29 protein-coding genes are annotated in these 24947 nt (G+C 66.9%); 23 read left to right on the forward strand and 6 right to left on the reverse strand.

The window, feature by feature from the left end:
- Positions 1-10: 10 nt before the first annotated feature.
- Complete coding sequence (locus G6N35_RS25180) at positions 11-931, reverse strand: choline/ethanolamine kinase family protein (RefSeq protein WP_163807088.1); 921 nt, start codon at positions 929-931, stop codon at positions 11-13.
- Between the two features lie 99 nt (positions 932-1030).
- Here G6N35_RS25180 and G6N35_RS25185 point away from each other — a divergent pair, with 99 nt between their 5' ends.
- Entirely contained in the window at positions 1031-1771 is a 741-nt protein-coding gene (locus G6N35_RS25185) for an HAD family hydrolase (protein WP_163807089.1), read from the forward strand.
- Here G6N35_RS25185 and G6N35_RS25190 read toward each other — a convergent pair.
- On the reverse strand, positions 1757-2635 hold the full coding sequence (locus G6N35_RS25190; RefSeq protein ID WP_246224505.1) for a GntR family transcriptional regulator: 879 nt from the start codon (positions 2633-2635) through the stop codon (positions 1757-1759). The two genes, G6N35_RS25185 and G6N35_RS25190, sit on opposite strands and share 15 nt — an antisense overlap.
- Positions 2636-2675: 40 nt before the next feature.
- On the opposite strand from G6N35_RS25190, the gene alr reads away from it, so the two are divergent.
- The 13 genes from alr (at position 2676) to G6N35_RS25255 (ending at position 13463) form a co-directional block, all read left to right on the forward strand.
- A complete protein-coding gene (gene alr, locus G6N35_RS25195; RefSeq protein WP_163807091.1) occupies positions 2676-3857 on the forward strand; it encodes an alanine racemase in 1182 nt (393 codons plus the stop codon).
- Positions 3858-3993: 136 nt separating this feature from the next.
- The gene (locus tag G6N35_RS25200; protein ID WP_163807924.1) at positions 3994-5055 is read left to right on the forward strand and encodes an alpha/beta fold hydrolase; all 1062 of its coding nucleotides are present in this window, start codon (positions 3994-3996) and stop codon (positions 5053-5055) included.
- 7 nt (positions 5056-5062) lie between these two features.
- On the forward strand, positions 5063-5521 hold the full coding sequence (gene tsaE / locus G6N35_RS25205; protein WP_163807925.1) for a tRNA (adenosine(37)-N6)-threonylcarbamoyltransferase complex ATPase subunit type 1 TsaE: 459 nt from the start codon (positions 5063-5065) through the stop codon (positions 5519-5521).
- Positions 5518-6162, forward strand: coding sequence for a tRNA (adenosine(37)-N6)-threonylcarbamoyltransferase complex dimerization subunit type 1 TsaB (tsaB, locus tag G6N35_RS25210; protein WP_163807092.1), 645 nt, complete (start codon positions 5518-5520; stop codon positions 6160-6162). Before tsaE ends, tsaB begins: the two co-directional genes overlap by 4 nt.
- Positions 6159-6614, forward strand: coding sequence for a ribosomal protein S18-alanine N-acetyltransferase (gene rimI / locus G6N35_RS25215; RefSeq protein WP_163807093.1), 456 nt, complete (start codon positions 6159-6161; stop codon positions 6612-6614). Before tsaB ends, rimI begins: the two co-directional genes overlap by 4 nt.
- Positions 6611-7636 carry a tRNA (adenosine(37)-N6)-threonylcarbamoyltransferase complex transferase subunit TsaD gene (gene tsaD / locus G6N35_RS25220; protein WP_163807094.1) on the forward strand — a complete coding sequence of 342 codons (1026 nt, stop codon included), beginning with the start codon at positions 6611-6613 and terminating at the stop codon, positions 7634-7636. The genes rimI and tsaD overlap by 4 nt, the downstream gene beginning before the upstream one ends.
- A complete protein-coding gene (locus G6N35_RS25225) occupies positions 7633-8085 on the forward strand; it encodes a nuclear transport factor 2 family protein (protein WP_163807095.1) in 453 nt (150 codons plus the stop codon). The genes tsaD and G6N35_RS25225 overlap by 4 nt, the downstream gene beginning before the upstream one ends.
- A gap of 286 nt (positions 8086-8371) precedes the next feature.
- On the forward strand, positions 8372-8674 hold the full coding sequence (gene groES / locus G6N35_RS25230) for a co-chaperone GroES (protein ID WP_036346100.1): 303 nt from the start codon (positions 8372-8374) through the stop codon (positions 8672-8674).
- Between the two features lie 81 nt (positions 8675-8755).
- Positions 8756-10378 (forward strand): chaperonin GroEL, encoded by a 1623-nt coding sequence (gene groL / locus G6N35_RS25235; RefSeq protein ID WP_163807096.1) that lies wholly within the window; start codon positions 8756-8758, stop codon positions 10376-10378.
- Positions 10379-10667: 289 nt separating this feature from the next.
- The gene (locus G6N35_RS25240) at positions 10668-11021 is read left to right on the forward strand and encodes a DUF3761 domain-containing protein (protein WP_163807097.1); all 354 of its coding nucleotides are present in this window, start codon (positions 10668-10670) and stop codon (positions 11019-11021) included.
- Positions 11022-11218: 197 nt separating this feature from the next.
- Positions 11219-11425 (forward strand): excalibur calcium-binding domain-containing protein, encoded by a 207-nt coding sequence (locus G6N35_RS25245; RefSeq protein WP_246224506.1) that lies wholly within the window; start codon positions 11219-11221, stop codon positions 11423-11425.
- A gap of 25 nt (positions 11426-11450) precedes the next feature.
- Positions 11451-12635, forward strand: a complete 1185-nt coding sequence (locus G6N35_RS25250) for a type I restriction endonuclease (protein ID WP_163807098.1) — start codon at positions 11451-11453, stop codon at positions 12633-12635.
- Between the two features lie 165 nt (positions 12636-12800).
- The gene (locus G6N35_RS25255) at positions 12801-13463 is read left to right on the forward strand and encodes a VldE C-terminal domain-containing protein (RefSeq protein WP_163807927.1); all 663 of its coding nucleotides are present in this window, start codon (positions 12801-12803) and stop codon (positions 13461-13463) included.
- 16 nt (positions 13464-13479) lie between these two features.
- On the opposite strand, the gene G6N35_RS25260 is transcribed toward G6N35_RS25255, so the two are convergent.
- Positions 13480-13734 carry a hypothetical protein gene (locus tag G6N35_RS25260; RefSeq protein WP_163807099.1) on the reverse strand — a complete coding sequence of 85 codons (255 nt, stop codon included), beginning with the start codon at positions 13732-13734 and terminating at the stop codon, positions 13480-13482.
- A gap of 104 nt (positions 13735-13838) precedes the next feature.
- Between G6N35_RS25260 and G6N35_RS25265 the strand changes: the two genes are divergently transcribed.
- Positions 13839-14621 carry an enoyl-CoA hydratase gene (locus G6N35_RS25265; protein WP_163807100.1) on the forward strand — a complete coding sequence of 261 codons (783 nt, stop codon included), beginning with the start codon at positions 13839-13841 and terminating at the stop codon, positions 14619-14621.
- Between the two features lie 61 nt (positions 14622-14682).
- A complete protein-coding gene (locus G6N35_RS25270; RefSeq protein WP_407664643.1) occupies positions 14683-15528 on the forward strand; it encodes an SDR family NAD(P)-dependent oxidoreductase in 846 nt (281 codons plus the stop codon).
- Between the two features lie 52 nt (positions 15529-15580).
- On the opposite strand, the gene G6N35_RS25275 is transcribed toward G6N35_RS25270, so the two are convergent.
- Positions 15581-15871, reverse strand: coding sequence for a WhiB family transcriptional regulator (locus G6N35_RS25275; protein WP_163807102.1), 291 nt, complete (start codon positions 15869-15871; stop codon positions 15581-15583).
- Between the two features lie 365 nt (positions 15872-16236).
- On the opposite strand from G6N35_RS25275, the gene G6N35_RS25280 reads away from it, so the two are divergent.
- From G6N35_RS25280 to G6N35_RS25290, 3 genes are all read left to right on the forward strand, one after another.
- Complete coding sequence (locus G6N35_RS25280) at positions 16237-17052, forward strand: serine/threonine-protein kinase (RefSeq protein WP_163807103.1); 816 nt, start codon at positions 16237-16239, stop codon at positions 17050-17052.
- A gap of 87 nt (positions 17053-17139) precedes the next feature.
- A complete protein-coding gene (locus G6N35_RS25285; RefSeq protein WP_197748442.1) occupies positions 17140-17721 on the forward strand; it encodes a sigma-70 family RNA polymerase sigma factor in 582 nt (193 codons plus the stop codon).
- Positions 17714-19039: an anti-sigma-D factor RsdA gene (locus tag G6N35_RS25290; protein WP_163807104.1), complete on the forward strand. Its 1326-nt coding sequence runs from the start codon at positions 17714-17716 to the stop codon at positions 19037-19039. Before G6N35_RS25285 ends, G6N35_RS25290 begins: the two co-directional genes overlap by 8 nt.
- Before the next feature lie 43 nt (positions 19040-19082).
- Here G6N35_RS25290 and G6N35_RS25295 read toward each other — a convergent pair whose 3' ends face one another.
- Positions 19083-19487: a DUF5319 domain-containing protein gene (locus G6N35_RS25295; RefSeq protein ID WP_135425269.1), complete on the reverse strand. Its 405-nt coding sequence runs from the start codon at positions 19485-19487 to the stop codon at positions 19083-19085.
- 100 nt (positions 19488-19587) lie between these two features.
- Between G6N35_RS25295 and guaB the strand changes: the two genes are divergently transcribed.
- The 4 genes from guaB (at position 19588) to G6N35_RS25315 (ending at position 24374) form a co-directional block, all read left to right on the forward strand.
- On the forward strand, positions 19588-21165 hold the full coding sequence (guaB, locus tag G6N35_RS25300; protein ID WP_163807929.1) for an IMP dehydrogenase: 1578 nt from the start codon (positions 19588-19590) through the stop codon (positions 21163-21165).
- A gap of 20 nt (positions 21166-21185) precedes the next feature.
- The gene (locus tag G6N35_RS25305) at positions 21186-22313 is read left to right on the forward strand and encodes a GuaB3 family IMP dehydrogenase-related protein (RefSeq protein WP_179967493.1); all 1128 of its coding nucleotides are present in this window, start codon (positions 21186-21188) and stop codon (positions 22311-22313) included.
- 244 nt (positions 22314-22557) lie between these two features.
- A complete protein-coding gene (locus G6N35_RS25310; RefSeq protein WP_163807106.1) occupies positions 22558-24075 on the forward strand; it encodes a class I adenylate-forming enzyme family protein in 1518 nt (505 codons plus the stop codon).
- Entirely contained in the window at positions 24072-24374 is a 303-nt protein-coding gene (locus G6N35_RS25315) for a hypothetical protein (RefSeq protein WP_163807107.1), read from the forward strand. Before G6N35_RS25310 ends, G6N35_RS25315 begins: the two co-directional genes overlap by 4 nt.
- 99 nt (positions 24375-24473) lie before the next feature.
- Here G6N35_RS25315 and G6N35_RS25320 read toward each other — a convergent pair whose 3' ends face one another.
- Positions 24474-24884, reverse strand: a complete 411-nt coding sequence (locus tag G6N35_RS25320; protein WP_179967420.1) for an acyl-CoA thioesterase — start codon at positions 24882-24884, stop codon at positions 24474-24476.
- Positions 24885-24947: the final 63 nt, after the last annotated feature.

The following is a 24947-nucleotide window of genomic DNA, read 5'->3' on the forward strand; positions in this document are numbered from 1 at the left end:
TTTTCCTTACTTAGTCAGCGGCTTGCGCATCGTGCAGAAGCCGGGTGAAGTCCGGCCCGCGGAATTCGGCGACGGCGGAGTCATAACGTTCCATCGCCCAATCCCAGAAGTCGAATTCCAGTGTGCTCGAGGCATTCTGGATACATCCCCACAGGGTCCAGCCGTACTTGCCGACAATGCCTTGCAGGCGGGCTCGGGCGGTCTTGTGGCGTAGCGGACGGCCGTAGTAGAGGGTGACCAGTTCGTCGAGTTGGTCGGTGGACAGCCCGCATTCGGCCCAGATGTTGCCCAGCTCGAAACACGGGTCGTTGTTGCCCGAGTACTCGTAGTCGATCAGCCACACCCGCTGGCCGTTGTCGACGAAGTTGCCCGCCAGCAGGTCGTTGTTGCACGGCACGGTGGTGTTGTCGGTGGTCTCCAGCACCCGCTGGATGTCGGTGAACGCCGCGGCGAACTCGTAGTAGTCCGACGGAAGCCGGAAGCCGTTGTCCTGCACTACTTTCAGGTACGCTGGCTGGCGCTCGAACATGTTGAAGTCGTCCCGGAAGCGGGGTCCGGAGTGCAGGCCCTTGACGCCGGCCGCGACCCGCTGCAGCACCCCAGGGCGTTGCATGTCGGCGTTGGTCAGGGTGACGCCGTCGAGGAAGCCGACCAGCAGGATGCCGAGGTCGGGCCGGTAGTCGATGACCGGGGCGCCCACACCGGCCTGCGCGGCGGCGGTGCTGTTGTAGTACTCGTTGTCGCGGTCGATGCCCAGCAGGTTCTTGGTGTTGACGCTGCACCGTGCGACGTAGGCCCCGGCCGGGGTGGTGATCTTGACGTTGCGGTTTGTCAGCCCGCCGGATAGTTCCTCGAGTTGACGCGGTTGGCCGGCCAGGACCGGCAGCTGCTCCAGCAGCGCATCCAGTTCCGAGTCGGAGAGGAACGGCATGCTTTAAAAGACTAGACTATTGCCATTGGATGTGCAGGACATTCGCTGATCGGAGCCGACGGCGCCCTCGCCGGGCGATAAAGACTAGACTATTGACCCGTGTCCTCAGCTTCGGAAGACCTCCCCGCCGAGACGTTGATCGAGCACTGGTCTCGGACCGCTTGTCCCGCAGTGATCTTCGACTTCAACGGCACCCTTTCCGATGACGAGCCGATCCTGTTCCGCATCTTTGCCGAATTGTTCGACGAGCACCTTGACCGGCACCTGACCCAGGCCGACTACAACCGACACCTGCTCGGCCACAGCGATCGCGAGATCGTCGAGAAGGCGCTGCAGATCACCGAGTCGCACGGTCATGACGTCGACGACTTGCTGGCGCAGCGCAAGGTGCGCTACCGGGAGCTGGTGGCCGACGACAATCCGATCCAGTCCGACACCGTGCGACTGGTGCAGGCACTAGCAGACCATCGGGTGCCACTGGCCATCGTGACCGGCGCCCAGCGGGACGACGTCCACGCGGTGCTCGGCAGCAGCCCGGTGGGGGAATTGATCGAGATCGTGGTCGCCGAGGAGGACGTCGCACGAGGAAAGCCCGACCCGGAAGGTTTCCTGACCGGGGCCCGGCTCCTGGGATGTCCGCCCTCCGATGTGCTCGTCTTCGAGGATTCCGTGCCGGGTGTCCGCGGCGCGCTCGCGGCGGGCATGCAGTGTGTGGCAGTCGCTTCCGATCCCAGCCCGGAACTGCACGCGGCGGCCCCGGCTGTGGTGCCGCGGCTCTCGGCGGAGCTGATCGACCATGTGCGGCCGCAGTTACGCAACGCCGAACTACGACGCGGGTGACGGCTCGACCCGGCCTTCCGGTGCCCGGTCCGCCACCGACCTGACCCGGATCCGGGTGCGGTCGGAGCGGAAGTAGTCGTGGGAGAACTCCAGTGGCGTCCCGCTGCGGTCGTAGGCCGTGCGCGTCACCAACAGCAGCGGATGACCGGGCGGCACCGCCAGCAGTTCAGCCGAGGACTCGCTGGCCGGGGCGGCCTCGATGTGCTCGTCGGCCGAGAACAACTGCGTGTCGAACAGCTCAGCCATGATCGCGTAGACCGACCCGGTGAGGTCCGCGGCCAGCAGGCCGGGGAACCGCGCCGCCGGCAGATAGGTCGCCTCCAGGAGCACCGGCGTGCCGTTGGCCGAGCGCATCCGGATGATTTCGTGCACCCGGGCGCCACGCTTGAGTGCCAGCGCCTCGCGGACCGCTGCGCTCGGCGTTCGGGTGCTGGCACTGACCACCTGCGCACCGGCCGACATGTCCAGCCGGCGCAGCTGCTCGGTGAATCCGGGCAGGCCGGTGTGGTCGAACTCCAGCCGGGGCGTCTCGACGAAGTTCCCGCCGAACCGGCCGCGGCTGCGCCGGATCAGGCCCTTGGATTCGATCGCCGCGAGCGCCTGGCGCAGCGTCATCCGGCTCACCCCGAGGGCCGCGGCGATGTCCACTTCGGCGGGCAGCTTGTCGCCCGGGGACAACCGGCCGGAGACGATCAGCTTCTCCAGCCACACCGCGATACGGGCGTGGGCGGGCTGGTCGGAAACGCTGCCGAGATCGGGGCGTTTCCCCAGTACCGCGTCCTCCATCGACAGCACCCGCACAGCGCCGACTCTACCGCCCGAACCGGGCCGAACCGTGAGGTCAGCGCCCGGATGGGCGGTCATCGGCCCGGTTCTGGGACAATTGTCGGCAAGTGAGGAGCCTATGCACACGACTTCGTTGACCCCGTCGACGCCTTCTGCGGTCTCCCGGCCCGGCGCCGAGGCGCTCGTCGACCTGGGGGCGATCGCCCATAACGTGCGGGTTCTGCGCGAGCATGCGGGATCTGCCGAGGTCATGGCGGTCGTCAAGGCCGACGCCTACGGGCACGGGGCCCCGCAGGTGGCCCGCGCAGCGGTGGCCGCCGGTGCCGCCGAACTCGGGGTCGCCACGATCGAGGAGGCACTGACCCTGCGGGCGGCCGGGATCACCGCCCCGGTGCTGGCCTGGCTACATCCGCCCGGCACGGATTTCGCCCCGGCCCTGAGTGCCGGGGTCCAGATTGCGGTGTCGTCGCCCCGGCAGGTCGCCGAGGTGCTGACCGCGGCAGAGCGGACCGGCCGCGCCGCCGAGGTCACCGTCAAGGTCGACACCGGGCTCAACCGCAACGGCGTCAGCCTCGCCGACTACCCGGCCGTGCTGAGCGCGCTGCAACGGGCCGCCGCGGACGACGCGGTGCGGGTGCGCGGGATCATGTCTCATCTGGTTAGCGGAGACGCGCCCAACGATCCGCTCAACGACATTCAGGCACAACGGTTTTCCGAGATGATTGCCGAGGGTCGGCGGCGCGGCGTGGACTTCGAGGTGGCCCATCTGTCGAACTCGCCGTCGGCGATGACCCGGCCCGATCTGGGCTTCGACATGGTCCGGCCGGGGATCGCCGTCTACGGTCTGAGTCCGATCCCCGAACTCGGTGATCTGGGCCTGCGCCCGGCGATGACGCTGAAATGCACGGTGTCGATGGTCAAGTCGGTCAAGGCTGGCGAAGGGGTGTCCTACGGGCACACCTGGATCGCCGACCAGGACACCACGTTGGCCCTGCTGCCGATCGGCTACGCCGACGGCGTCTACCGCACCCTGAGCGGCCGCATCGACGCTCTGATCAACGGCCGGTTGCGCCGCAACGTGGGGCGGATCTGCATGGATCAGCTGGTGGTGAACCTCGGACCCGGCACCCCCGACGTCGCCGAAGGGGACGAGGCGATCCTGTTCGGTTCCGGAACGTCCGGCGAACCCACAGCGCAGGACTGGGCGGATCTTCTGGGCACCATCCACTACGAGGTGGTCACCAGCCCTCGTGGGCGGGTAGTGCGCACCTACCGGGAGGTCGACGCCGGTGGCCGCTGACGGCAACGGGACGGCGAAGCCCCAGCGCGCCAAGGGTATCGACGAGCGCTTGGCCCGTCGTGCGGAGAAAACGGCCGAACGGTTGGCCCGCAAGGCCGACACCCCCGGGCTCGGTACCGGCCGCAAGGCCGGACTGATGGCCGGGGTGGCCGGGCTCAGCGCAGTCGGCACCGCCGCCGGGGTCTCGGCAGCGCGCGCGTTCCGGCATCGCAAGTTCATCCAGGATGCTTATGCCGGTGAGGATTTCGCCCTCCTTGATGCCGACCGCGGTTGTGTGGTCACCACGTCCGACGGGATCCCGCTCGTCGTCCGCGAAGTCGGCCCCATCACGGCACCCCTGACGGTCGTCTTCGCCCACGGTTTTTGCCTGCGGATGGGCTCGTTCCATTTCCAGCGTGCCGCGCTGGCGCAGCGGTGGGGCGACCAGGTGCGGATGGTCTTCTACGACCAGCGCGGCCATGGCCAGTCCGCCGCCGCGCCGGTCGACACCTACACCGTCACCCAGCTGGGCCAGGACCTGGAAACCATTCTGCAGGTGATGGTTCCGCGCGGGCCTGTAGTTCTGGTCGGCCACTCGATGGGCGGTATGACGGTGCTCTCGCACGCCCGCCAGTTCCCCCAGCGCTATGGGTCCCGCGTGGTGGGTGCGGCGCTGATCTCCTCGGCCGCCGAGGGGCTGTCGCGGTCGCCCATCGGTGAGATATTGCAGAACCCCGCCCTGGAGGCGGTGCGCTTCGCCGCCCGGTATGTCCCGGGTCTGGTGCACCGCACCCGTGGGGCAGCCCGCTCGGTACTGCGCCCGATCCTGCGCACCGCGTCGTTCGGCGACGACTCGATGAGCCCGAGTGTTGTCGCGTTCTCCGAGAGCATGATTCACGACACACCGATTGCCACGCTGGTGGAGTTCCTGCACGCACTCGAGGTGCACGACGAGAGCGCGGCGCTGCCGGTGCTGGCGCGCATCCCGACGATGATTGCCTGCGGCGATCACGACGTGCTGACCCCGGTCAAGCACTCCGAAGAGATGGCCGCGGTGCTGCCCGACACCGAACTGGTGATCGTGCCAGGAGCGGGTCACCTGGTTCAGCTCGAAGATCCCGACATCATCAACGATGCGCTGGTTCGCCTCGTCGAACGCGCCACGCCGTCCAAGCTGGTCGCATTCGCCCGCCGGATGAAGGATCGCGCCCGTGGCTGACACCCGGATGGACAGCGGCACCGCCGAACTGCCGACCCCCGAGGACACCATCTCACTGGGAGTACGGCTGGGTGAGCAATTGCGCGCCGGCGACGTGGTGGTGCTCTCCGGGCCGCTCGGGGCGGGAAAGACCGCTCTGGCCAAGGGAATCGCGATCGGCATGGACGTCGACGGCCCCGTCACCTCGCCGACGTTCGTCCTGGCCCGCGTGCACAATGCCCGGCGCCACGAGCACCCGGCGATGATCCACGTCGATATCTACCGCCTTCTCGACGACGACCGCGCCGATCTGCTGGCCGAGCTGGACTCACTGGACCTGGACACCGATCTCGAGGACGCGGTCGTCGTGGTCGAGTGGGGCGAGGGCCTGGCCGAGCGGCTCTCCGACAACCACCTGGACATCACCCTGCAACGCCGTCCCGACAGTGAGACCCGCACCGCGACATGGCAATGGAACCGTCGATGACCCGCATCCTGCTGACCCTGGACACCGCCACCCCGGCCGTCACCGCCGCGGTCGTGGCCCGCGATGACAGCGGGCAGGCCACGCTGCTGGCCCGCCGGATCACCGTCGACGCCAGGGCACATGCCGAGATGCTCACCCCGAATGCGGTATCCGCCGTCGCCGAGGCCGGCCTGACCATGGCCGACCTCGACGGCGTCGTCGTCGGATGCGGGCCGGGCCCGTTCACCGGGTTGCGGGTCGGGATGGCCACCGCGGCCGCCTACGGACACGCCCTCGGGGTGCCGGTGTACGGCGTATGCAGCCTGGACGCGATCGGTGTGCTGACCACCGGCGAGGTGCTGGTGGTCACCGACGCCCGCCGCCGGGAGGTGTACTGGGCGCGCTATCGCGACGGTCAGCGCGTCGACGGCCCTGCCGTCGATGCTGCGGCCGACGTGCCGGTCGGCGGGGTGCAGGCCGTGGCCGGTTCACCCGAGCACGTCGGGCTGTTCGAGCTGCCCACTCTGGAGGCGGACCACCCCACCCCGGTGGGACTTGTTGCGGCCGTGGCTGACTGGTCTGCCGAGCCGGCGCCATTGGTGCCGCTGTATCTGCGTCGGCCGGACGCCAAGACGCTCGCCGAGAGAGGCGTACTGCGGTGAACGTCGTCTACGGTCCGCTTCAGCCCACCGATGCCGCCCGGTGTGCGGAACTGGAGATGCAGCTTTTCGAGGGTGACGACCCGTGGCCGGAGTTCTCGTTCGTCCGGGAACTGGGCGCCCGGCACAACCGCTATGTCGCGGCCAGGGCGGAGGACAAGCTCGTCGGCTATGCCGGGATCTCCCGGCTGGGCCGCACCCCGCCCTTCGAATATGAGATCCACACCATCGGAGTCGATCCCGCATACCAGGGCAAGGGCATCGGCCGGCGGATGATGAACGACCTGCTCGACGGTATCGATCCCGGCTCGGTGGTGTACCTGGAGGTCCGCACCGACAACGTACCGGCGATCACCCTGTACGAGAGCCTCGGCTTCGAGAAGATGGGTGTCCGCAAGCGCTATTACCAGGCCAGCGGAGCCGATGCCTTCACCATGCGACGGGACCCAGCATGACAATCATCCTGGCCATCGAAAGCTCTTGTGACGAAACAGGAGTCGGCATCGCACACCTGGACGGCGATGGCGCCGTGACCCTGTTGGCCGACGAGGTGGCCTCCAGTGTCGACGAGCACGCCCGCTATGGCGGGGTGGTGCCCGAGATCGCCTCGCGCGCGCATCTGGAAGCTCTGGGGCCCACCATGCGCCGGGCGCTGGCCGCCGCCGCGATCGACAAGCCCGACATCGTCGCGGCCACCATCGGCCCCGGCCTGGCCGGCGCGCTGTTGGTGGGCGTGGCCGCCGCCAAGGCCTATGCGGCGGCCTGGGGTGTGCCCTTCTACGCCGTCAACCACCTCGGCGGGCACCTGGCCGCCGACGTCTACGACCACGGGCCGTTGCCCGAGAGCGTGGGCCTGCTGGTCTCTGGTGGGCACACTCACCTGCTGCATGTGCGCTCGCTCGGTGAGCCGATCATCGAGCTCGGCAGCACCGTCGACGACGCGGCAGGCGAGGCCTACGACAAGGTGGCCCGACTGCTGGGCCTGGGCTATCCGGGCGGCAAGGTGCTCGACGACCTGGCCCGCACCGGGAACCGGGAGGCGATTGTCTTCCCCCGGGGCATGACCGGCCCCCGCGACGAGCGTTTCGCGTTCAGCTTCTCCGGCCTCAAGACCGCAGTCGCGCGCTACGTGGAGAGCCATCCCGATTACGACGCCGCCGACGTGGCCGCGGGCTTCCAGGAGGCTGTCGCCGACGTGCTCACCGCCAAGGCCGTGCGCGCCGCGACCGAGCTCGGGGTGTCCGCGCTGTTGATCGCCGGCGGCGTGGCGGCCAACTCCCGGCTGCGTGAGCTCGCCGAAGAGCGTTGTGCTGCAGCCGGTTTGACATTACGCATCCCGAGGCCGCGGTTGTGTACCGACAATGGGGCCATGATCGCCTCCTTCGCCGCCCATCTGATTGCCGCGGGCGCATCGCCGTCTGCCCTCGACGCTCGCAGTGACCCGGGTCTGCCGGTGATCGCGGGGCAGGTGGGATGAGCGCGGCCGACAAGCTCGAGATCACCGAACTGCTCTACCGCTACGCCGAACTGATCGACTCCGGCGACTTCGACGGCGTCGGCACTCTGCTGGCCCGGGCCAGCTTCGGTGGGCCCAACACCCCGAGTGTGTCGGGGGCCGACAACATCGCCGGGCTGTTCGGGATGACCACCCGCCGGTTCGCCGACACGGGTACACCCAAGACCCGCCACCTCGTCCTCAACGCCATCGTAGACCTCGACGGTGACACCGCCACGTCGCGCTCGACATTCCTGGTAATGCAGGCCACCGACACGGTGCGGTTCCAGCCGATCGTGGCTGGCCGCTACTACGACCGCTTCGCCCGTGACGGCAACGGCTGGTACTTCACCGAACGCAAGGCCGACGTCGAGATGGTCGGGGACGTGTCGGACCATCTGCTGATCGACCCGCACGCGTTCGATCGGTGATGCACTATGACCTGTTCAATGTGCTGGTCATCGCCTTCTCCGGGGATATCCGGGTGGCCCGCCAACGGTCAGCGAGCGCGGGCGGCTAAGCCGTCGGCGAATCTGCAAAGGGTCACCCTTGAGTGCTAGCACTCGCATGTATAGAGTGCTAGGTGGCACGCGGCCAACCCCCTGCGCCGGCACCCGCGACGACGACGCGAAGGCTTGGACGTATGCCGAACACCTGGTTAAACCGACAGGTCCGGGGAAAAGCCCCGGGCCCGCACCCCTAACAGTGGAGGACTCCATCGTGGCCGTGAACATCAAGCCACTCGAGGACAAGATCCTCGTACAGGCCAATGAGGCCGAGACGACCACCGCATCGGGTCTGGTCATCCCGGACACCGCCAAGGAGAAGCCGCAGGAAGGCACCGTCGTCGCCGTCGGCCCCGGCCGCTGGGACGAGGATGGCGAGAAGCGTATTCCGCTGGATGTCGCCGAGGGCGACACCGTCATCTACAGCAAGTACGGCGGCACCGAGATCAAGTACAACGGCGAGGAGTACTTGATCCTGTCGGCCCGCGACGTGCTGGCGGTCGTCAACAAGTAGCAGCCGTGTACCGCCCCGGAGACCCCGCGTTCGTCGCTGGTGGTTTCCGGGGCGGAACGCGCTGAAACGAAGGCAGGACTTATGAGCAAGCAAATTGAGTTCAACGAAACCGCCCGCCGGGCAATGGAAGTCGGCGTGGACAAGCTCGCCGACGCGGTGAAGGTGACCCTGGGCCCGCGTGGCCGGCACGTGGTTCTGGCCAAGGCCTTCGGCGGACCGACCGTCACCAACGACGGTGTCACCATCGCCCGCGAGATCGAGCTGGAGGACCCGTTCGAGAACCTGGGCGCCCAGCTGGTCAAGTCGGTGGCCACCAAGACCAACGACGTGGCCGGTGACGGCACCACCACCGCGACCGTGCTGGCGCAGGCCATCATCAAGCACGGCCTGCGCAACGTCGCGGCGGGCGCCAACCCCATCGCACTCGGGTCGGGTATCGGCCGCGCGGCCGACGCGGTCTCGGAGTCGCTGCTGGCCGCGGCCACTCCGGTGGCCGGCAAGACCGGCATCGCTCAGATCGCCACCGTCTCCTCGCGTGACGAGGAAGTCGGCGAACTCGTCGGCGAGGCCATGACCAAGGTCGGCCTCGACGGTGTGGTCAGCGTCGAGGAGTCCTCGACCCTGCACACCGAGCTCGAGGTCACCGACGGCGTCGGATTCGACAAGGGCTTCATCTCGGCCTACTTCGTCACCGACTTCGATTCGCAGGAAGCCGTCCTGGAGGACGCGCTGGTGCTGCTGCACCGCGACAAGATCAGCTCGCTGCCCGACCTGCTACCGCTGCTGGAGAAGGTGGCCCAGGCCGGAAAGCCGCTGCTGATCGTTGCCGAGGACGTCGAGGGCGAGGCGCTGAGCACCCTGGTGGTCAACGCCATCCGCAAGACGCTCAAGGCCGTTGCGGTCAAGGCGCCGTTCTTCGGTGATCGCCGCAAGGCGTTCCTGGAGGACCTGGCGATCGTCACCGGCGGCCAGGTGGTCAACCCCGACGTGGGTCTGCTGCTGCGTGAGGCCGGTCTGGAGGTGTTGGGTTCGGCACGGCGCGTGGTCGTCAGCAAGGACGACACCGTGATCGTCGACGGTGGCGGCACGGCCGAGGCCATCGAGAACCGGGTCAAGCAGCTCAAGAGCGAGATCGAGGCCTCGGAGTCCGACTGGGATCGCGAGAAGCTGCAGGAGCGGCTGGCCAAGCTGGCCGGCGGCGTTGCGGTGATCAAGGTCGGTGCGGCCACCGAGACCGCGCTCAAGGAGCGCAAGCACCGGGTCGAGGACGCGGTGTCGGCGGCCAAGGCCGCAGTCGAAGAGGGCATCGTCGCCGGTGGTGGCAGTGCTCTGGTTCAGGCTGGCAAGGCGCTGGACACGCTGCGCGCCTCGGTGTCCGGTGACGAGGCACTTGGTGTCGAGGTGTTCGCCTCGGCGCTGTCGGCCCCGCTGTTCTGGATCGCCACCAACGCCGGTCTCGACGGGGCCGTCGTGGTCAGCAAGGTGTCCGAACTGCCTGCCGGACACGGCTTCAACGCCGCGACGCTGAGCTACGGCGACCTGATCGCCGACGGTGTGATCGACCCGGTGAAGGTGACCCGCTCCGCGGTGCTCAACGCCGCGTCGGTGGCCCGCATGGTGCTCACCACCGAGACCGCTGTGGTGGAGAAGCCGGTTGAGGCCGACGAACACGCCGGTCACGGCCACCACGGCCACGCGCACTAAGTAGCGCAGCCTCGACTGTGGGGCTTATGTACGCGATCTGCTCGATCTGCGTACATAAGCCCCACACTCGTCTCTAGACCCTCCTCGCCCCTGGCCTTCCGCGAGCCGCGAGTGTGCGGTTCGTCCGCGACTCGCCGCTTGGCGCAGCGCGTATGGCGATGCACGCTCGCCTCGCAGATCTGTCGCATCATCGTTGCTAGCTCCGCGTCAGATGGGCGTTGAAGATCTTTGCGGAAGCCAGCAATATGGCCGTATTGTCATACAACATTGGCAATGACAGGGGCAACACGTGCTGCGCATCTTCACCGTCTCGGTCGTCATCGGCAGCGCCGGGATCTTCGGCTTGGCCGTACCGCCATACGCGGCGGCCGCCAAATGCCAATCCGGCTACTATTGGTCCAGCTATCACCAGGTCTGCGTCGAAAGGCCAGATACCAACTCCCAGAACGCAACCGCGCTGTGTAACGACGGGCTTTACAGTCATAGCCTGACGCCCGGGGCTGACGAGAACTGTCATGGGCACGGCGGAGTCGCGCAGTATTGCCCGTGTGGCACTGCGTCAGGTCAGGCGATGTCGCCGTTCGATGTGACCTTGGTCGAACCGTACTCGGCAAGGGATGCCAAGGCTGTCGTAGCGGGCTGATCTGTCAGCCACCCGCGAACCGCGGCCACCCCCGCCTCGCTCCTTCAGCCAGTGTGCGGTTTCATCCGCGACTCGCCGCGCAGCGCGTATGGCGATGCACACTCGGCGCCGTCAATTTCCGGCTTCTGGTCTGAAAACTCCCAGAATCCAATATCGTCATATTGTCCAGTCGGTCCTGTGTATGACGAGGAGCTGTTGTGAATCGAGTTGTCGGGCTAGTTGTTGCGTTCGCGATCGGCGCCATGGCGATCGGTGTCGCTGCGCCGGCCAATGCCGACCCCACTAGGCCGTTCAAGAACTGCACGCAAGCCAAGGCGGCCGGCTACTGCGACATCACCTCCGACAGCCCGCTCTACACCCCGAGTCAGGACCGCGACAGCGACGGCTACGCCTGCGAGTGCTGACGGCCGGTCAAGGGATGGAGGGCCAATGTCGTTTTCAGATGGGGTAGTCAGTCTCGCGAAGAAGATTCGCGACACACGGTCGGTCATTGAGACCGAGGAAGCTACGAAGACGGCATTCATCATGCCGTTCATCTCGAACGTGTTGGGTTACGACGTGTTCGACCCGTCCGAGGTCGTGCCGGAGTTCACGGCTGATGTTGGTGTGAAGCGCGGCGAGAAGGTCGACTACGCCATCATGAAAGACGGCAAGGTCCAGATTCTTATGGAGTGCAAGAAGATCGGCGACGTGCTCGATCTGCGCTATGCGTCCCAGTTGTTCCGCTACTTCGCGGTGACTGAGGCCCGTATCGCCATCCTGACCAACGGTCAGGAGTACCAGGTGTTTACCGATGCGGACATGCCCAACCGCATGGACGAGAAGCCGTTCCTCGTTTTCGATCTGCTCGACATCGACCGGACATTGCTCCCGGAGCTGCAAAAGCTCTCGAAGGAGTCGTTCGATCTCGAGTCTGTCGTGAGCGCCGCTGAGGCGCTGAAGTTTGTCAGCGGCATCCGGCGAATCATCGCCGCTGAAGTCAAAGAGCCTTCCGACGAGTGGATCCGATTCTTCGTCTCGCGGCTCTACGAAGGCCGAACCACTCAGCGGATCATCGACCAGTTCCGTCCTCTCGTCACCAAGGCGCTCAACCAGTACATCGGCGACCAGGTGAATACACGTCTCAAGACAGCCCTCGGTGATGACGCTTCGGACAATGTGTCGGCCGCTGCGCCGGTCGAGGCACAGCCTTCTCTGTCGACCGGCAATGCAGACGCTGGCGTGGGGGTCGGCGATACCACTGTGCAGAACGGGGTTGGCGTAGACCTGGCTGTGGTGACGACCGAAGAAGAGATCGAGGGCTTCAACATCGTTCGCGCTATTGCGTGCTCCGAGGTTGCGCCGGAGCGCGTCTACCACCGCGACGGCAAGGTGTACTTCGCGATTCTGCTGGACAACAACAACCGCAAGCCGATCATCCGGCTACATCTCAACAGCAAGACGAAGAAGTTCGTCACCACGTTTGAGGCAGGCAAAGACGGCACCCGCCGGGACATCGAGTCGGTGGTCGACATCTATACGGTTGCCGCCGATCACATTCGCCAGACGATCCGGCAATACGAGACCGGCGGCGCTTTGGCCGAAGCGCCGGTTAGCCCCCTCGCGGAGAGCTAACCCGCACGTCTCGTGCATAGCGGCGCTTTACTCAACGCAATCGGCCTAGTCCTCTTAGTACTCGGGATCTCGGGTGTGACCAGAACGATTGGCGGGTGCGCATCGGGGCAGTGCCGAGTGCTGACTCGCTGAACGACGCTCGAACGCGCACGCCACGGCAGTAAGCTGCTCGCCGTGGCGAAGGTCTTGGGTGGCAACGCGGGCCGCTGGCTGGCGGCCGGGCTGTCCGTCGTCGTGTCCGCCGCGATGTTCTACGCCCAGGGCCACGAGAGTGCACCGCCCCCCGCCCCGGCCGCATCGCCGACGTCGACGGCGGCCGCGCCGTCGACCATGGCCAGCCCCGCCGAGGCCGAATTGCTTGCCGCCAGCGCGCCCGTCGCCGATGCTGCGAACTTTCAGTTCGCCTTGCCGCCCGGCGATGTCGACGAACATGGCATGCAGATCCACACCATCTGGGTGGCCCGCGCGATCAGCGTGATGTTCCTCGAGATCAAGACCATGTACGGCTACCGCCAGGATCCGTTGAAGTGGCATCCCAATGGTCTGGCCGTGGACGTCATGATCCCGAACTATCACTCCCAAGAGGGCATCGCGTTGGGCAACCAGATCGCCGGCTACGCCCTGGCCAATGCCAAACGATGGGGCGTGCTGCACGTCATCTGGCGGCAGGGCTTCTACCCGGGAATCGGTGCGCCGAGCTGGACCGCCGACTACGGCAACGAGACGGCCAACCACTACGACCACGTCCACATCGCCACCGACGGCGGCGGGTATCCGACCGGTCGCGAGACCTACTTCATGGGTTCCCTGCAGACGGCCCCGGCGTAACCGGCGCCAAACGCGCTTACAGCGTGTTCCGCAGATAGTCCCAGAGCTGTTTGCGGCCGTTCTGGTCCTTGGTCAGATGGTGCAGATGGCTCAGCTGTGCCTCGTCGGTGTCCGCGTTGGGATCGACCTTGCCGGGTGCGGTCTTGCTGGGCACTGGCCGGGGATGACGGCCGCTGCCGGGGGCGGCCCCGGCAACGCCGACGCCAAGGCCGACGACCATCGCCGCGCTCACCGCGCACGCAGCCAGGCCAACCGCTACCGAACGTGCCATGGCCAATGCTCCTTCTCGGGACCGATCGGGAGAATTCTAACGCCCGCGTCAGTCCTGCCGTCAGTTCCACCGAGACTGCAGTGCGCTCGCGCTAGATTTGCTAGATGACTGACGACCCTCTCGTTCGCCACCACCGCGACGATCGAGGCGTGGTCACCCTGACCCTGAATCGGCCGCAGTCGTTCAACGCGCTGTCGGAGGCGATGCTCGCCGCGCTCACCGAGGCGCTAGATACGCTCGTCGCCGACGAGTCGGTGCGCGCCGTCGTTGTGGCCGGCGCGGGTAAAGCCTTCTGCGCCGGCCACGACCTCAAAGAAATGCGCGCCGAGCCGTCGCTGGACTATTACCAGCAGCTCTTCGCGCATTGCACCGCCGTCATGCTCGCAATTCAACGGCTGTCCGTGCCGGTGATCGCGCGCGTGCACGGCATCGCCACCGCAGCCGGCTGTCAGCTGGTCGCGATGTGCGACCTGGCTGTTGCCAGCCGTGATGCGCGGTTCGCCGTCAGCGGCATCAACGTCGGACTGTTCTGCTCGACTCCCGGAGTTGCCTTGTCCCGCAACATCCCTCGCAAGGCCGCCTTCGAGATGTTGGTCACCGGTGACTTCGTCGATGCTGAGCACGCCCGGGAATTGGGCTTGGTCAACCGGGTGGCCGATCCGGACTCCCTCGACGACGAGGTCGACGCGCTGCTCTCACACATCGTGGCCAAGCCCCGCGCCGCCCTCGCGGTGGGAAAGGCGTTGTTCTACCGGCAGATCGAGACCGGTATCTCCGCCGCCTATGACGACGCCGGCGCGACGATGGCTGCCAACATGATGGATCCGTGCGCGCTGGAAGGTGTGCAGGCCTTCATTGAGAAGCGCCCACCCACGTGGGGGCGCTGACCGTTATTCTCGCCGCGTGACTTCGGAATGGTCGGTACACCGCCTCGGTGACCTCAGCGGCATGCGCATCATCGTGACGGGTGCAACCAACGGTGTCGGACTGGCCACGGCACGCGCCCTGGTTCGGGCCGGTGCGCACGTCATCCTGGCGGTACGCAACCTCGAGTTGGGGGCCCAGCGCGCCGCCGAGATCGGCGGGCAGACCGAGGTCGTCAAACTCGACCTGGCCGATCAGGCCTCGGTGCGGGCGTTCCCTGGCCTGTTCGACGGGGACGTCGACATCCTCATCAACAACGCCGGGGTGGTCACCACCACCCGCAGCGAGACCGTTGACGGGTTCGAGACGATGCTCGGCACCAACTTCCTCGGCCCGTTCGCGCTGACCAATCTGCTCTTCGAGCGGGTGCGCAAGCAGATCATCAACGTCGGATCCGACGGCCACAAGCAGGGGACGTTCGCGTTCGACGACCCGCATCTGCGCACGCACAAGTGGTCCTCGTTCCCTGCGTACGCGCGCTCGAAGCTTGCCGTGATGCTGTGGGGGCTCGAACTCGACCGGCGGCTGCGGGTGGCGGGCTCACCCGTCATCAGTCACCTGACGCACCCGGGTTGGGTGGCGTCCAACCTGTCGAATGTGTCCGACAAGAAGGTGATGGCGGCCTTCCACACCGTCGTGCAGTCGGCCGCAAACCGGCTGGGCAACGACATCGACGCCGGCGCTGCGACAACGCTCTACTGCATTGCCGAGCCGATCCCGCCCGGCAGCTACGTCGGTATCGACAGCAGGCTCGGCCTCAAGGGCGGCCCGACGTTGGCCGGGCGCTCCGCCGGTGCCTGCAGCTACGACGATGCCCGCAGACTCTGGGCGTTCGCCGAAAAGGAAACGGAGACAACGCTTCCGGTCTGACGACAAGAGGCCCATCCCGTCTGGGATGGGCCTCTTGTGTTGTTTGCTGTGATTAGGCGGTGCGGCGGATACCGCGCTTGAGCAACAGCTCGCGCTCCGACTCGCTCAGGCCGCCCCAGATACCGTAGGGCTCACCAACGGCCAGTGCATGTGAGCGGCAGTGGGCGATCACGGGGCAGCGGCGGCACATCTCCTTGGCGCGCATCTCGCGCTGCGCACGGGCCCGGCCGCGCTCACCGTCGGGGTGGAAGAACATCGATGAATCGACTCCCCGGCAAAGGCCTTGCATCTGCCAATCCCAGATGTCGGCGTTCGGGCCGGGTAGCTGCTGCGGCTGTGGCATTGGAAAACCCCTCTCCCCGCGCATCTTTCGAACGCGTGAGTTGTGGAACCGATCTGAGCCTGTCGCCGATGACTACTCGTGCCCACAAAATTAGGGGTGGCTTGCAAACGGAGTCAATAGTCGCGCGATGTGCTCAATCACATAACCGCAGCTTGAGAATTTACATCACGTTCATCATTGCGACCCACCGTCACCGGCTGAAGTGCTAACTCGCGCAGGGTCGTTGTGACACTTCCGTGATTTACCCAGGATGGGCTGCGCGCGATTTCCTAGCAATCTATAGGTAGTTGACATGCGCGTAACACGGGGACCACAAACTGTTAACTGACGTCTTTGTTGGTTCGGATTGATACCGTCGGCCCGAGATGACTTCCACCACGTTAACGGCCGCGGCGTTCGGCTGCGATCCGGAACGCTGGCCGCTTCCCACCGCACAATCCCCGGAGGATCTGTGGTTGCGTGCCGTCGCCGCCGGCGGGCAGGGCCGCTACAGCAGTGCACGCGCCGACCTCGACGCGGTGCTGCGCACCACGGCGACCGGACCGCTGGCCGCGCTGGCGCTCAGCACCCACGCCTCCTTCCTTCGCCAACTCGGCGGCCACCGCCTTGCCCGCGGCTGGGACGGGCGCGCGCTCGCACTGGCCGCCGTGGCCGGCGACAGCCCGCGCGCACAGGAGGCCCGCATCGACGCTCTGATCGGGCTGGCCGCCGACGCCCTCGGCGTGGGCCGGCTTGCTCTCTCCCATGCCGTTCTGGACCGCGCCGCCGCGGAGCTCGCCAACACCGATGCGCCGCCGCCGCGGCTCGCGATCCGGCTGGAGTGGGTGCGCGCGGAACTGGCGATGGCGGGTGGGCAGGGGGACACCGCGCTGCGGCACGCTGAGCGCGGTGTTGAACTCGCCGAGTCAACCGGGCCCGCGCTGGTCCGCCATCGCATCAAGAGCGACGTCGTTCTCGCGGCAGCGCTGTGCAGTGCCGGGTTGCCGGAGCGCTCCCGAACGGTCGCCGATGCAGCGCTGGCCGACACGCTGACCCATGGCCTGATCCCGTTGCGATGGGCGCTGGCGTGTCTGCTTTTCGATATCGGAAGTACAACGCTTACGTCACAGCACGTCTCGGTGATCCGGGACGAATGTGCCGCCGTCATCACGCGGCGCGGCGGTCTGTGGAGCCCCGGCTAACGCCCGATCGCCAGGCTGGGCCGATATTGTCTAGCTCAATGGCTGCCAGGTAGAGCCCGCTTCGTAACGTTGGAGATATCGCCGTCGATGACAATTCCAGGAGATCGTCTCGACGCCGCCGTTGCTGAGGCTGTGGCCGGTAGCCGGGATGCGCTCCGGGAAGTGGTAGAGACCATTCGCCCCATCGTGGTCCGGTACATCCGGGCTCGTCTGGGGACCACGGAGCGAGTGGGCCTCTCAGCCGATGACGTCGCACAGGAGGTTTGCTTGGCCGCCATTCAGGCGCTGCCGCGCTACCAGGATCAGGGTCGCCCCTTCCTGGCCTTCGTGTACGGCATCGCTGCCCACAAGGTCGCCGACGCTCACCGCGCCGCGGCCCGTAACCGGTCCGACCCCACCGATGTGGTGCCGGAGCGGTACTCGCTGGAAGCGGGTCCCGAGCAAATGGCGGTCCAGGCCGATACCTCGGAGCGGATGAACAGGCTCCTGCAGATCCTGCCCGACAAACAGCGCGAGATCCTGATCCTGCGCATCGTGGTGGGACTGTCCGCCGAGGAGACCGCCGACGCCGTCGGCAGCACCCCCGGTGCGGTGCGGGTCGCCCAGCACCGGGCGCTGGCCAAGCTGAAGTCCGAGATCACCGCGGCAGGCGGTGGCGACTATGCCTGATTTCGGTCGTAACTCCCGCAACGACGATCCGTCGCTGGATGCCATCGTGCGCAGCGACCAGTTCATCGATGCCCTGGCCAACGGCTACCAGCCGGCTGCCCAGGACCGGGCCGACGCCATGCTGGCGTCGCTGTTGGGCGAATGGCGCGATGAGACGCGCTGGCCGCCTGCGACTGGTCTGATCACCGAGCGGGACGCCGTGACCGCGCTCAACGCCGGCATCGTCGAGAAGCGCAACCAGCGCGGCTCCGGCCCGGGGCGCAGCTGGCGCGGCTTGAGCATCGTGGGCGCGGCGGCGGCCGGGGTGCTGGCGATCGGCGGCTTTGGTGCTGTCGTCTACGGCGCCGGTCCTGGTGATGCGCTGTATGGGCTGCACACCATGCTGTTCGGCGAGCCCAAGAATGTCCGCGAGGACCAGGTCGCCCTCGCCTCCGCCGCAGAGCAGCTCAAACAGGTTCAGCAGCTGGTCGAGCAGGGCGACTGGCCGGCCGCCCAGGCCAAATTGGTCGAGGTCAACAACCAGGTGGCCGGGGTCGCAGATGCGCCGCAGAAGCAGCAGGTTCTCGAGCAGTGGAACGAGTTGGCAGCCAAGGTCGTGCAGAAGGATCCGGCGGCCACCGTTCCGCCGGGTATCACCTTCACCGTGCCGCCCTCGGCAACCGAGCTGGTGCCCGCGGTCGTGACGCCATCGGAAGGGCCGGGAGTGCCACCGACCAGCGTGCCGGGTCTGCCGCCCATCACCATCTCGACCACGCCGGGCGAGCCCAGCGCGGTCGGTGGTCCGGGCCCGTCGGAGACGTCGTCGAGCACCGAGACCACGTCGCCCGCGCCGCAGAGCACGTCGACCACGGTCGCTCCCACGACCACGTCTACGACGACAGCTCCGACCACGACGGCCGTCCCCACGACGACGGCACCGTCGACCAGTTCGTCGGCACCGACCACGTCCGCGTCATCGACCACTTCGTCATCGCCGACCACGTCGGCGACGACCAGCGCACCGGCGACCAGCGCTGGGACCACGCCGACGAGCACCACCGCGACGACCACGACGAAGGCCGCGCCGACCACCACGACGACCACGACAACCGGAGCGGCTGCGGCCGCGCAGTCGCCGGCTTCGACCGCCGCCACCACGACATCGGTACTGGTCGAGCAGTCGGCGACCACGGCCGCCTCGACAGTGTCGGCACCGCCTGCGGCGTCGACACCCAGTGCGATCGCGACGGTGCCCTCGACGGCGGTTCAGGCTCCCAAGAGCCAACCGCAAATCGTGATTACCACCACTGTGGTGCCACTGCCGCTGCCCGCGGGGTAGCGGCGCCGGTTAACCGGCACCGGCAGATCAGACTCCGCTGGACTCAGCGGAAGCCGTCGTAGTCCGAGGTCGCCTCGTTCAGGGACGCGTCGGCGTAGCCCCGGCAGTAGTCCCACGTGACGTACGCGTCCGGTTCGGGATCGTAGGCCGGCTCGTGCGGGCGGACGGTGCCGTCGACGAGAAGCTGAAGTAGGTTGGCGCGCAACATGTCCCAGTCGTGGTAGTGGTCCTGCTGGCATTCGTCGCAGCAGACCACCAGTCCGCGGATGCCCTTGTGGGCGAGCAGGGCCTCATACACCGCCAGGTCGGCCAGATCAGCTTCCACCGCAGCACGTTCCTGGGGGTCCAGGGGCTGGCCGGGCTCCAGTGCATCGAGCGCCGCCGAGGGATCGCACGGGTCGTCGGCGAACGGATCTGGCGGCAGGCCTGGTGGAAGGTGGTCGCGCACGCCTCCACACTAGTCAGCACGGCGGGTATCGCGCCAGGGAACACCACCCCAAGCCGATAGGATGGTGCTCTCATTCCGCCAGCTGATGGGGGCCCCACCGATGTCCATTGCCGAAGGCAGCACCGGCCGCATCGACGGTCTCGCCGCGCGTCTGTCAGGCCTGGTCGATGACCCGGTCTTCACCGGCGGTGACGATCCGAACAAGGTCGCGATGCTGGGCCTGACGTTCGATGACGTGCTGCTGTTGCCGGCGGCCTCCGACGTCGTGCCCGCCAACGCCGACACGTCCAGCCAGCTCACCAAGAAGATCCGGCTGAAGGTGCCGCTGGTCAGCTCGGCCATGGACACCGTGACCGAGGCCCGGATGGCCATCGCGATGGCCCGCCAGGGCGGCATGGGCGTGCTGCACCGCAACCTGTCGATCGCTGAACAGGCTGGTCAGGTCGAGATGGTCAAGCGCTCCGAGGCCGGGATGGTCACCGACCCGGTCACCTGTTCGCCGGACAACACGCTGGCTGAGGTCGACGCCATGTGCGCCCGCTTCCGCATCTCGGGTCTGCCGGTCGTCGATGCCCAGGGGTCGCTGGTCGGCATCATCACCAACCGCGACATGCGCTTCGAAGTCGATATGAGCAAGCCGGTGGCGGAAGTCATGACCAAGTCACCCCTGATCACCGCCCAAGAAGGCGTGAGTGCCGACGCGGCACTGGGCCTGTTGCGCCGCAACAAGATCGAGAAGCTTCCGATCGTCGACGGCCACGGCCGGCTGACCGGGCTGATCACCGTCAAGGACTTCGTCAAAACCGAGCAGCACCCGCTGGCCACCAAGGACAGCGACGGCCGGCTGCTGGTCGGTGCGGCCGTCGGTGTCGGTGACGACGCCTGGGACCGCGCCATGGCGCTGGCCGACGCCGGCGTCGACGTGCTGGTGGTCGACACCGCACACGCGCACAACCGGCTCGTGCTGGAGATGGTCGGCAAGGTCAAGGCCGAGGTCGGTGACCGGGTCGAGGTCATCGGCGGCAACGTGGCCACCCGCGGTGCGGCGGCCGCTCTGGTCGAGGCCGGCGCCGACGCCGTCAAGGTCGGTGTGGGCCCCGGTTCCATCTGCACCACCCGCGTCGTCGCGGGCGTCGGTGCACCTCAGATCACGGCGATCCTGGAAGCCACCGCGGCCTGTGCACCGCACGGTATCCCGGTGATCGCCGACGGTGGCCTGCAGTACTCCGGTGACATCGCCAAGGCATTGGCCGCGGGTGCCTCCACCGCCATGCTCGGCTCACTGCTGGCCGGCACCGCCGAGGCGCCCGGCGAATTGATCTTTGTGAACGGAAAGCAGTTCAAGAGCTACCGCGGCATGGGGTCACTGGGTGCCATGCAGGGCCGGGGTGCGGCCAAGTCGTACTCCAAGGACCGCTACTTCCAGGACGACGTGCTGTCCGAGGACAAGCTGGTGCCCGAGGGCATCGAGGGCCGGGTGCCGTTCCGTGGCCCGCTGGCCACCGTCATCCATCAGCTCACCGGCGGCCTGCGCGCCGCCATGGGCTACACCGGTGCGGCGTCCATCGAGGGGCTGCAGCGCGCGCAGTTCGTCCGCATCACCGCGGCGGGCCTCAAGGAGAGCCATCCGCACGACATCACGATGACTGTCGAAGCTCCCAACTACTACGCCCGCTAGGGGTTCCTCGAATGCGTGACATGGTGGAAATCGGCATGGGCAGGACCGCCCGCCGCACGTACGAACTCGACGACATCAACATCGTGCCGTCCCGTCGTACTCGCTCGTCGCAGGACGTGTCCACGGCCTGGCAACTCGACGCCTACCGGTTCGAGATCCCCGTCGTCGCCCACCCGACCGACGCGCTGGTGTCCCCGGAGTTCGCCATCGAACTGGGCCGTCTTGGTGGTCTCGGGGTGCTCAACGGTGAAGGTTTGATCGGCCGGCACGCCGACGTGGAAGCCAAGATCGCCGAGGTGATCGAGGCGGCCGCCAAGGAGCCCGAGCCCTCGACCTCGATCCGGATGTTGCAGCAATTGCACGCAGCGCCCCTGGATCCCGAGCTGCTCGGTGCGGCGGTGGCCCGCATCCGGGAGGCCGGGGTGACCACGGCGGTACGGGTGAGCCCCCAGAACGCTCAGTTACTCACCCCGACGCTGGTGGCCGCCGGTATCGATCTGCTGGTCATCCAGGGCACCATCATCTCCGCCGAACGGGTGGCGAACGACGGTGAGCCGCTGAACCTCAAGACGTTCATCTCCGAGCTCGACGTGCCGGTGGTCGCCGGTGGGGTGCTGGATCACCGCACCGCGCTGCACCTGATGAGAACCGGAGCAGCCGGGGTGATCGTCGGCTACGGGTCCACCTCCGGGGCCACCACCAGCGACGAGGTGCTGGGTATCAGCGTTCCGATGGCGACCGCGATCGCCGACGCGGCCGCGGCCCGCCGCGAGTACCTCGACGAGACCGGTGGTCGCTACGTGCACGTACTGGCCGACGGCGACATTCATACCTCCGGCGACCTGGCCAAGGCCATCGCCTGCGGCGCCGACGCGGTGGTGCTGGGAACCCCGCTGTCGGCGTCGGCTGAGGCGCTCGGTGACGGCTGGTTCTGGCCGTCGGCCGCTGCGCATCCGTCGCTGCCGCGCGGCGCGCTGCTGCAGGTGGCAGTCGGGGAGCGGCCGTCGCTGGACCGGGTGCTCAACGGGCCGTCCGATGACCCGTTCGGCTCGCTGAACCTCGTCGGCGGGTTGCGTCGCTCGATGGCCAAGGCCGGGTATTGCGATCTCAAGGAGTTCCAGAAGGTCGGCCTCACGGTCGGAAGCTAATTCCGGTCGCCTCGCCACAGCAGTGGTGAAAACGTGAGTTCGACTGGTTTGGTCGATTATGGCCTCTCGGGGCCCGATGCACAGCTATCGAGATGGTATAACGGTTTAACGAAATGGCGTCCGGCTGACGGCCGGAGGGGCGTTCGCCGCCCATGGCGTTTCGGCCTATTCGATGCGCCAGTTGACGATCAGTGCATGCGTGGATGAGGTGCCTTGTGTCTACCCCGTTGGTTCTGAGCGCCCTATGAGCATCGCTCTGTTGTTGGACATGGCGCAGGGTGGCAGCTTGGCCGACCCTGACCTCACCGCAATCGTGTCAGGAGAGCTGCGGCTGTCGGTGGCCGAGCTCAGCGCGCTGGCCGACGGCGGTGCAGGCGTGGTGGCGGTATCCGGTGCCGAGCACGTCGCGTACGTCGGCACCGGCGGCGCGATGTTGCCCCTGTTGCTGTTCGCCTCGGCTCGTGCGGCGGTTCCGTTCACCCCCCTCAATTACCGGCTCTCCGCAGAGAACCTGCGGACGTTGATCGGTAGGCTGCCGGAACCCTTGGTGGTTGTCGACGATGAATACCGCGACGCGGTCGGGGACTGCGGTCGGCAGGTCATCACTTCGGCTGAGTTTCTCAACGCCGCCCGAACCGGTGATCCGCTGGCCGACGCGGCTGGGCCGGATCCTGACGCCGTGGCGGTGGTTTTGTTCACCTCCGGTACTACGTCAGCACCGAAAGCTGTTGAGCTGTCACACAATAACTTGACCAGCTACATCATGGGGACGGTCGACTTCGACTCCGCCGAGCCTGGTGACGCCTCACTGATCTGTGTTCCGCCGTACCACATCGCCGGGGTGTCGGCGGCGTTGTCGAATCTGTACGCCGGGCGCAGGATGGTCTACCTGACCGCATTCGACGCCGGTGAATGGGTGCGCCTGGTCGACGGCGAGAGCGTCACGTCTGCGACCGTTGTCCCCACGATGCTCGATCGCATCGTCACGGAGCTTGAAGCGGCGTCCAGTACGCTTCCGACGTTGCGTTCACTGGCCTATGGTGGCTCGAAAGTCGCATTGCCCCTGGTACGTAAGGCGCTGAGGCTGCTGCCCGATGTCGGCTTCGTCAACGCCTACGGGCTGACCGAGACCAGTTCGACGATCGCGGTGCTGACGCCAGATGACCACCGGGTGGCGTTTTCTTCCGAACACCCAGATGTGGTGCGGCGGTTGGGCTCGGTGGGTCGTCCGGTGCCCACGATCGAGGTTCAGATCCGCGGCGAGGACGGCACGGTCCTCGGTCCGAACGAGACTGGTGAGCTGTTTGTCCGCGGTGAGCAGGTTTCCGGCCGGTACACCGGGATCGGCTCGGTCCTCGACGACGAGGGCTGGTTCCCGACGAAGGACGTCGCATACCTCGACGCGGATGGCTATCTCTTCATCGGCGGTCGATCCGACGACACCATCATCCGCGGTGGCGAGAACATCGCGCCTGCGGAGATCGAGGATGTGCTTGTCGAGCACCCGGATGTCCACGAGTGCGCCGTGGTCGGTGTCGAGGATCCCTCATGGGGGCAGATCATCGTCGCCGTCGTGGTTCCCGCGGCCGGGTCGACGCCTGACGTCGAGGCCGTGCGCGAGTTCGTCCGCTCCCAGCTGCGAGGATCGCGGACCCCCGATCGCGTCGTGTTCCGAGAGGAGCTGCCCGCCAACGCCACCGGCAAGGTGCTGCGGCGTGACCTCGTGCGCGAGCTCAACGAATCTGTAAAGGAGCCAGTGTGATCAAGAACGGCAGTCGCCTGCAGAGCCAGGTGTGCGATACCCAGGTCATTGTGGTGCGCAGCACCGAGGCGCTCGACGACCTCCGAATCGGTGGCGCCCCGGCGGTTCCGATCGGCTCGCAGAAGAGTGGCGACGTCGTCCTGGACGATGCGTTTGCGGCCGGCGCGCTGATGGGCAAGCGCTACGTGCATACCGACGGCGCCGAGCTGCTGGTCACCAAGGCTGGAAAGGGTTCGCTCAGCGTGGGCACGACGCTGCTGGAACTCAAGGAAGCGAAGCCGCTTCCCGCCAGCGACTGATCAGTGGGGCAGCAGGTGACTGCCTAGGGTTGTTGCGGCGCTGCACTTCTCGACGAACGATTGCGTGTAGAGCTTGCCGGCCTCGGTTCGGGTCGATGGTTAGCGAACCGCCGGATCGGCGGTCAGGCCCTCCAGCGTTGCTCGTTCGGCTTCGGTCCATGGGCGGGAGCGCTGCTCGGCCGGATCGAGCACGACCTGCACCGTGCGCACCGTCGCGCACTCGCGCCCGGTGTCGGTCGCGATGGTGTTCAGCGTGGTGAACGACGTTCGACCAATCGATTCCACTCGCGAGGTCACCGCCAGGACGTCGGTCACCAGAACGGAGCTGTGGTAGTCGATGGAGTTGTGCACGACCACGATGTGCTTCGACGCCTCCGGGAGCGCGGCGTGCAGAAAACGTGCCCGGGCCTCTTCTGCATAGACCAGGAACACGTTGTTGTTGACGTGGCCAACTGGATCCAGATCGGTCCAGCGGGGCTCGATCCGAAGGGGCGGGGGCGGCGCTATCACGGCTAATAATCTACCGCAATAGATCGGGACTGGATGCGGGCCGATGCGGTGGAAATCCTGTTT

Source organism: Mycolicibacterium anyangense, from assembly GCF_010731855.1.
GTDB lineage: Bacteria > Actinomycetota > Actinomycetes > Mycobacteriales > Mycobacteriaceae > Mycobacterium > Mycobacterium anyangense.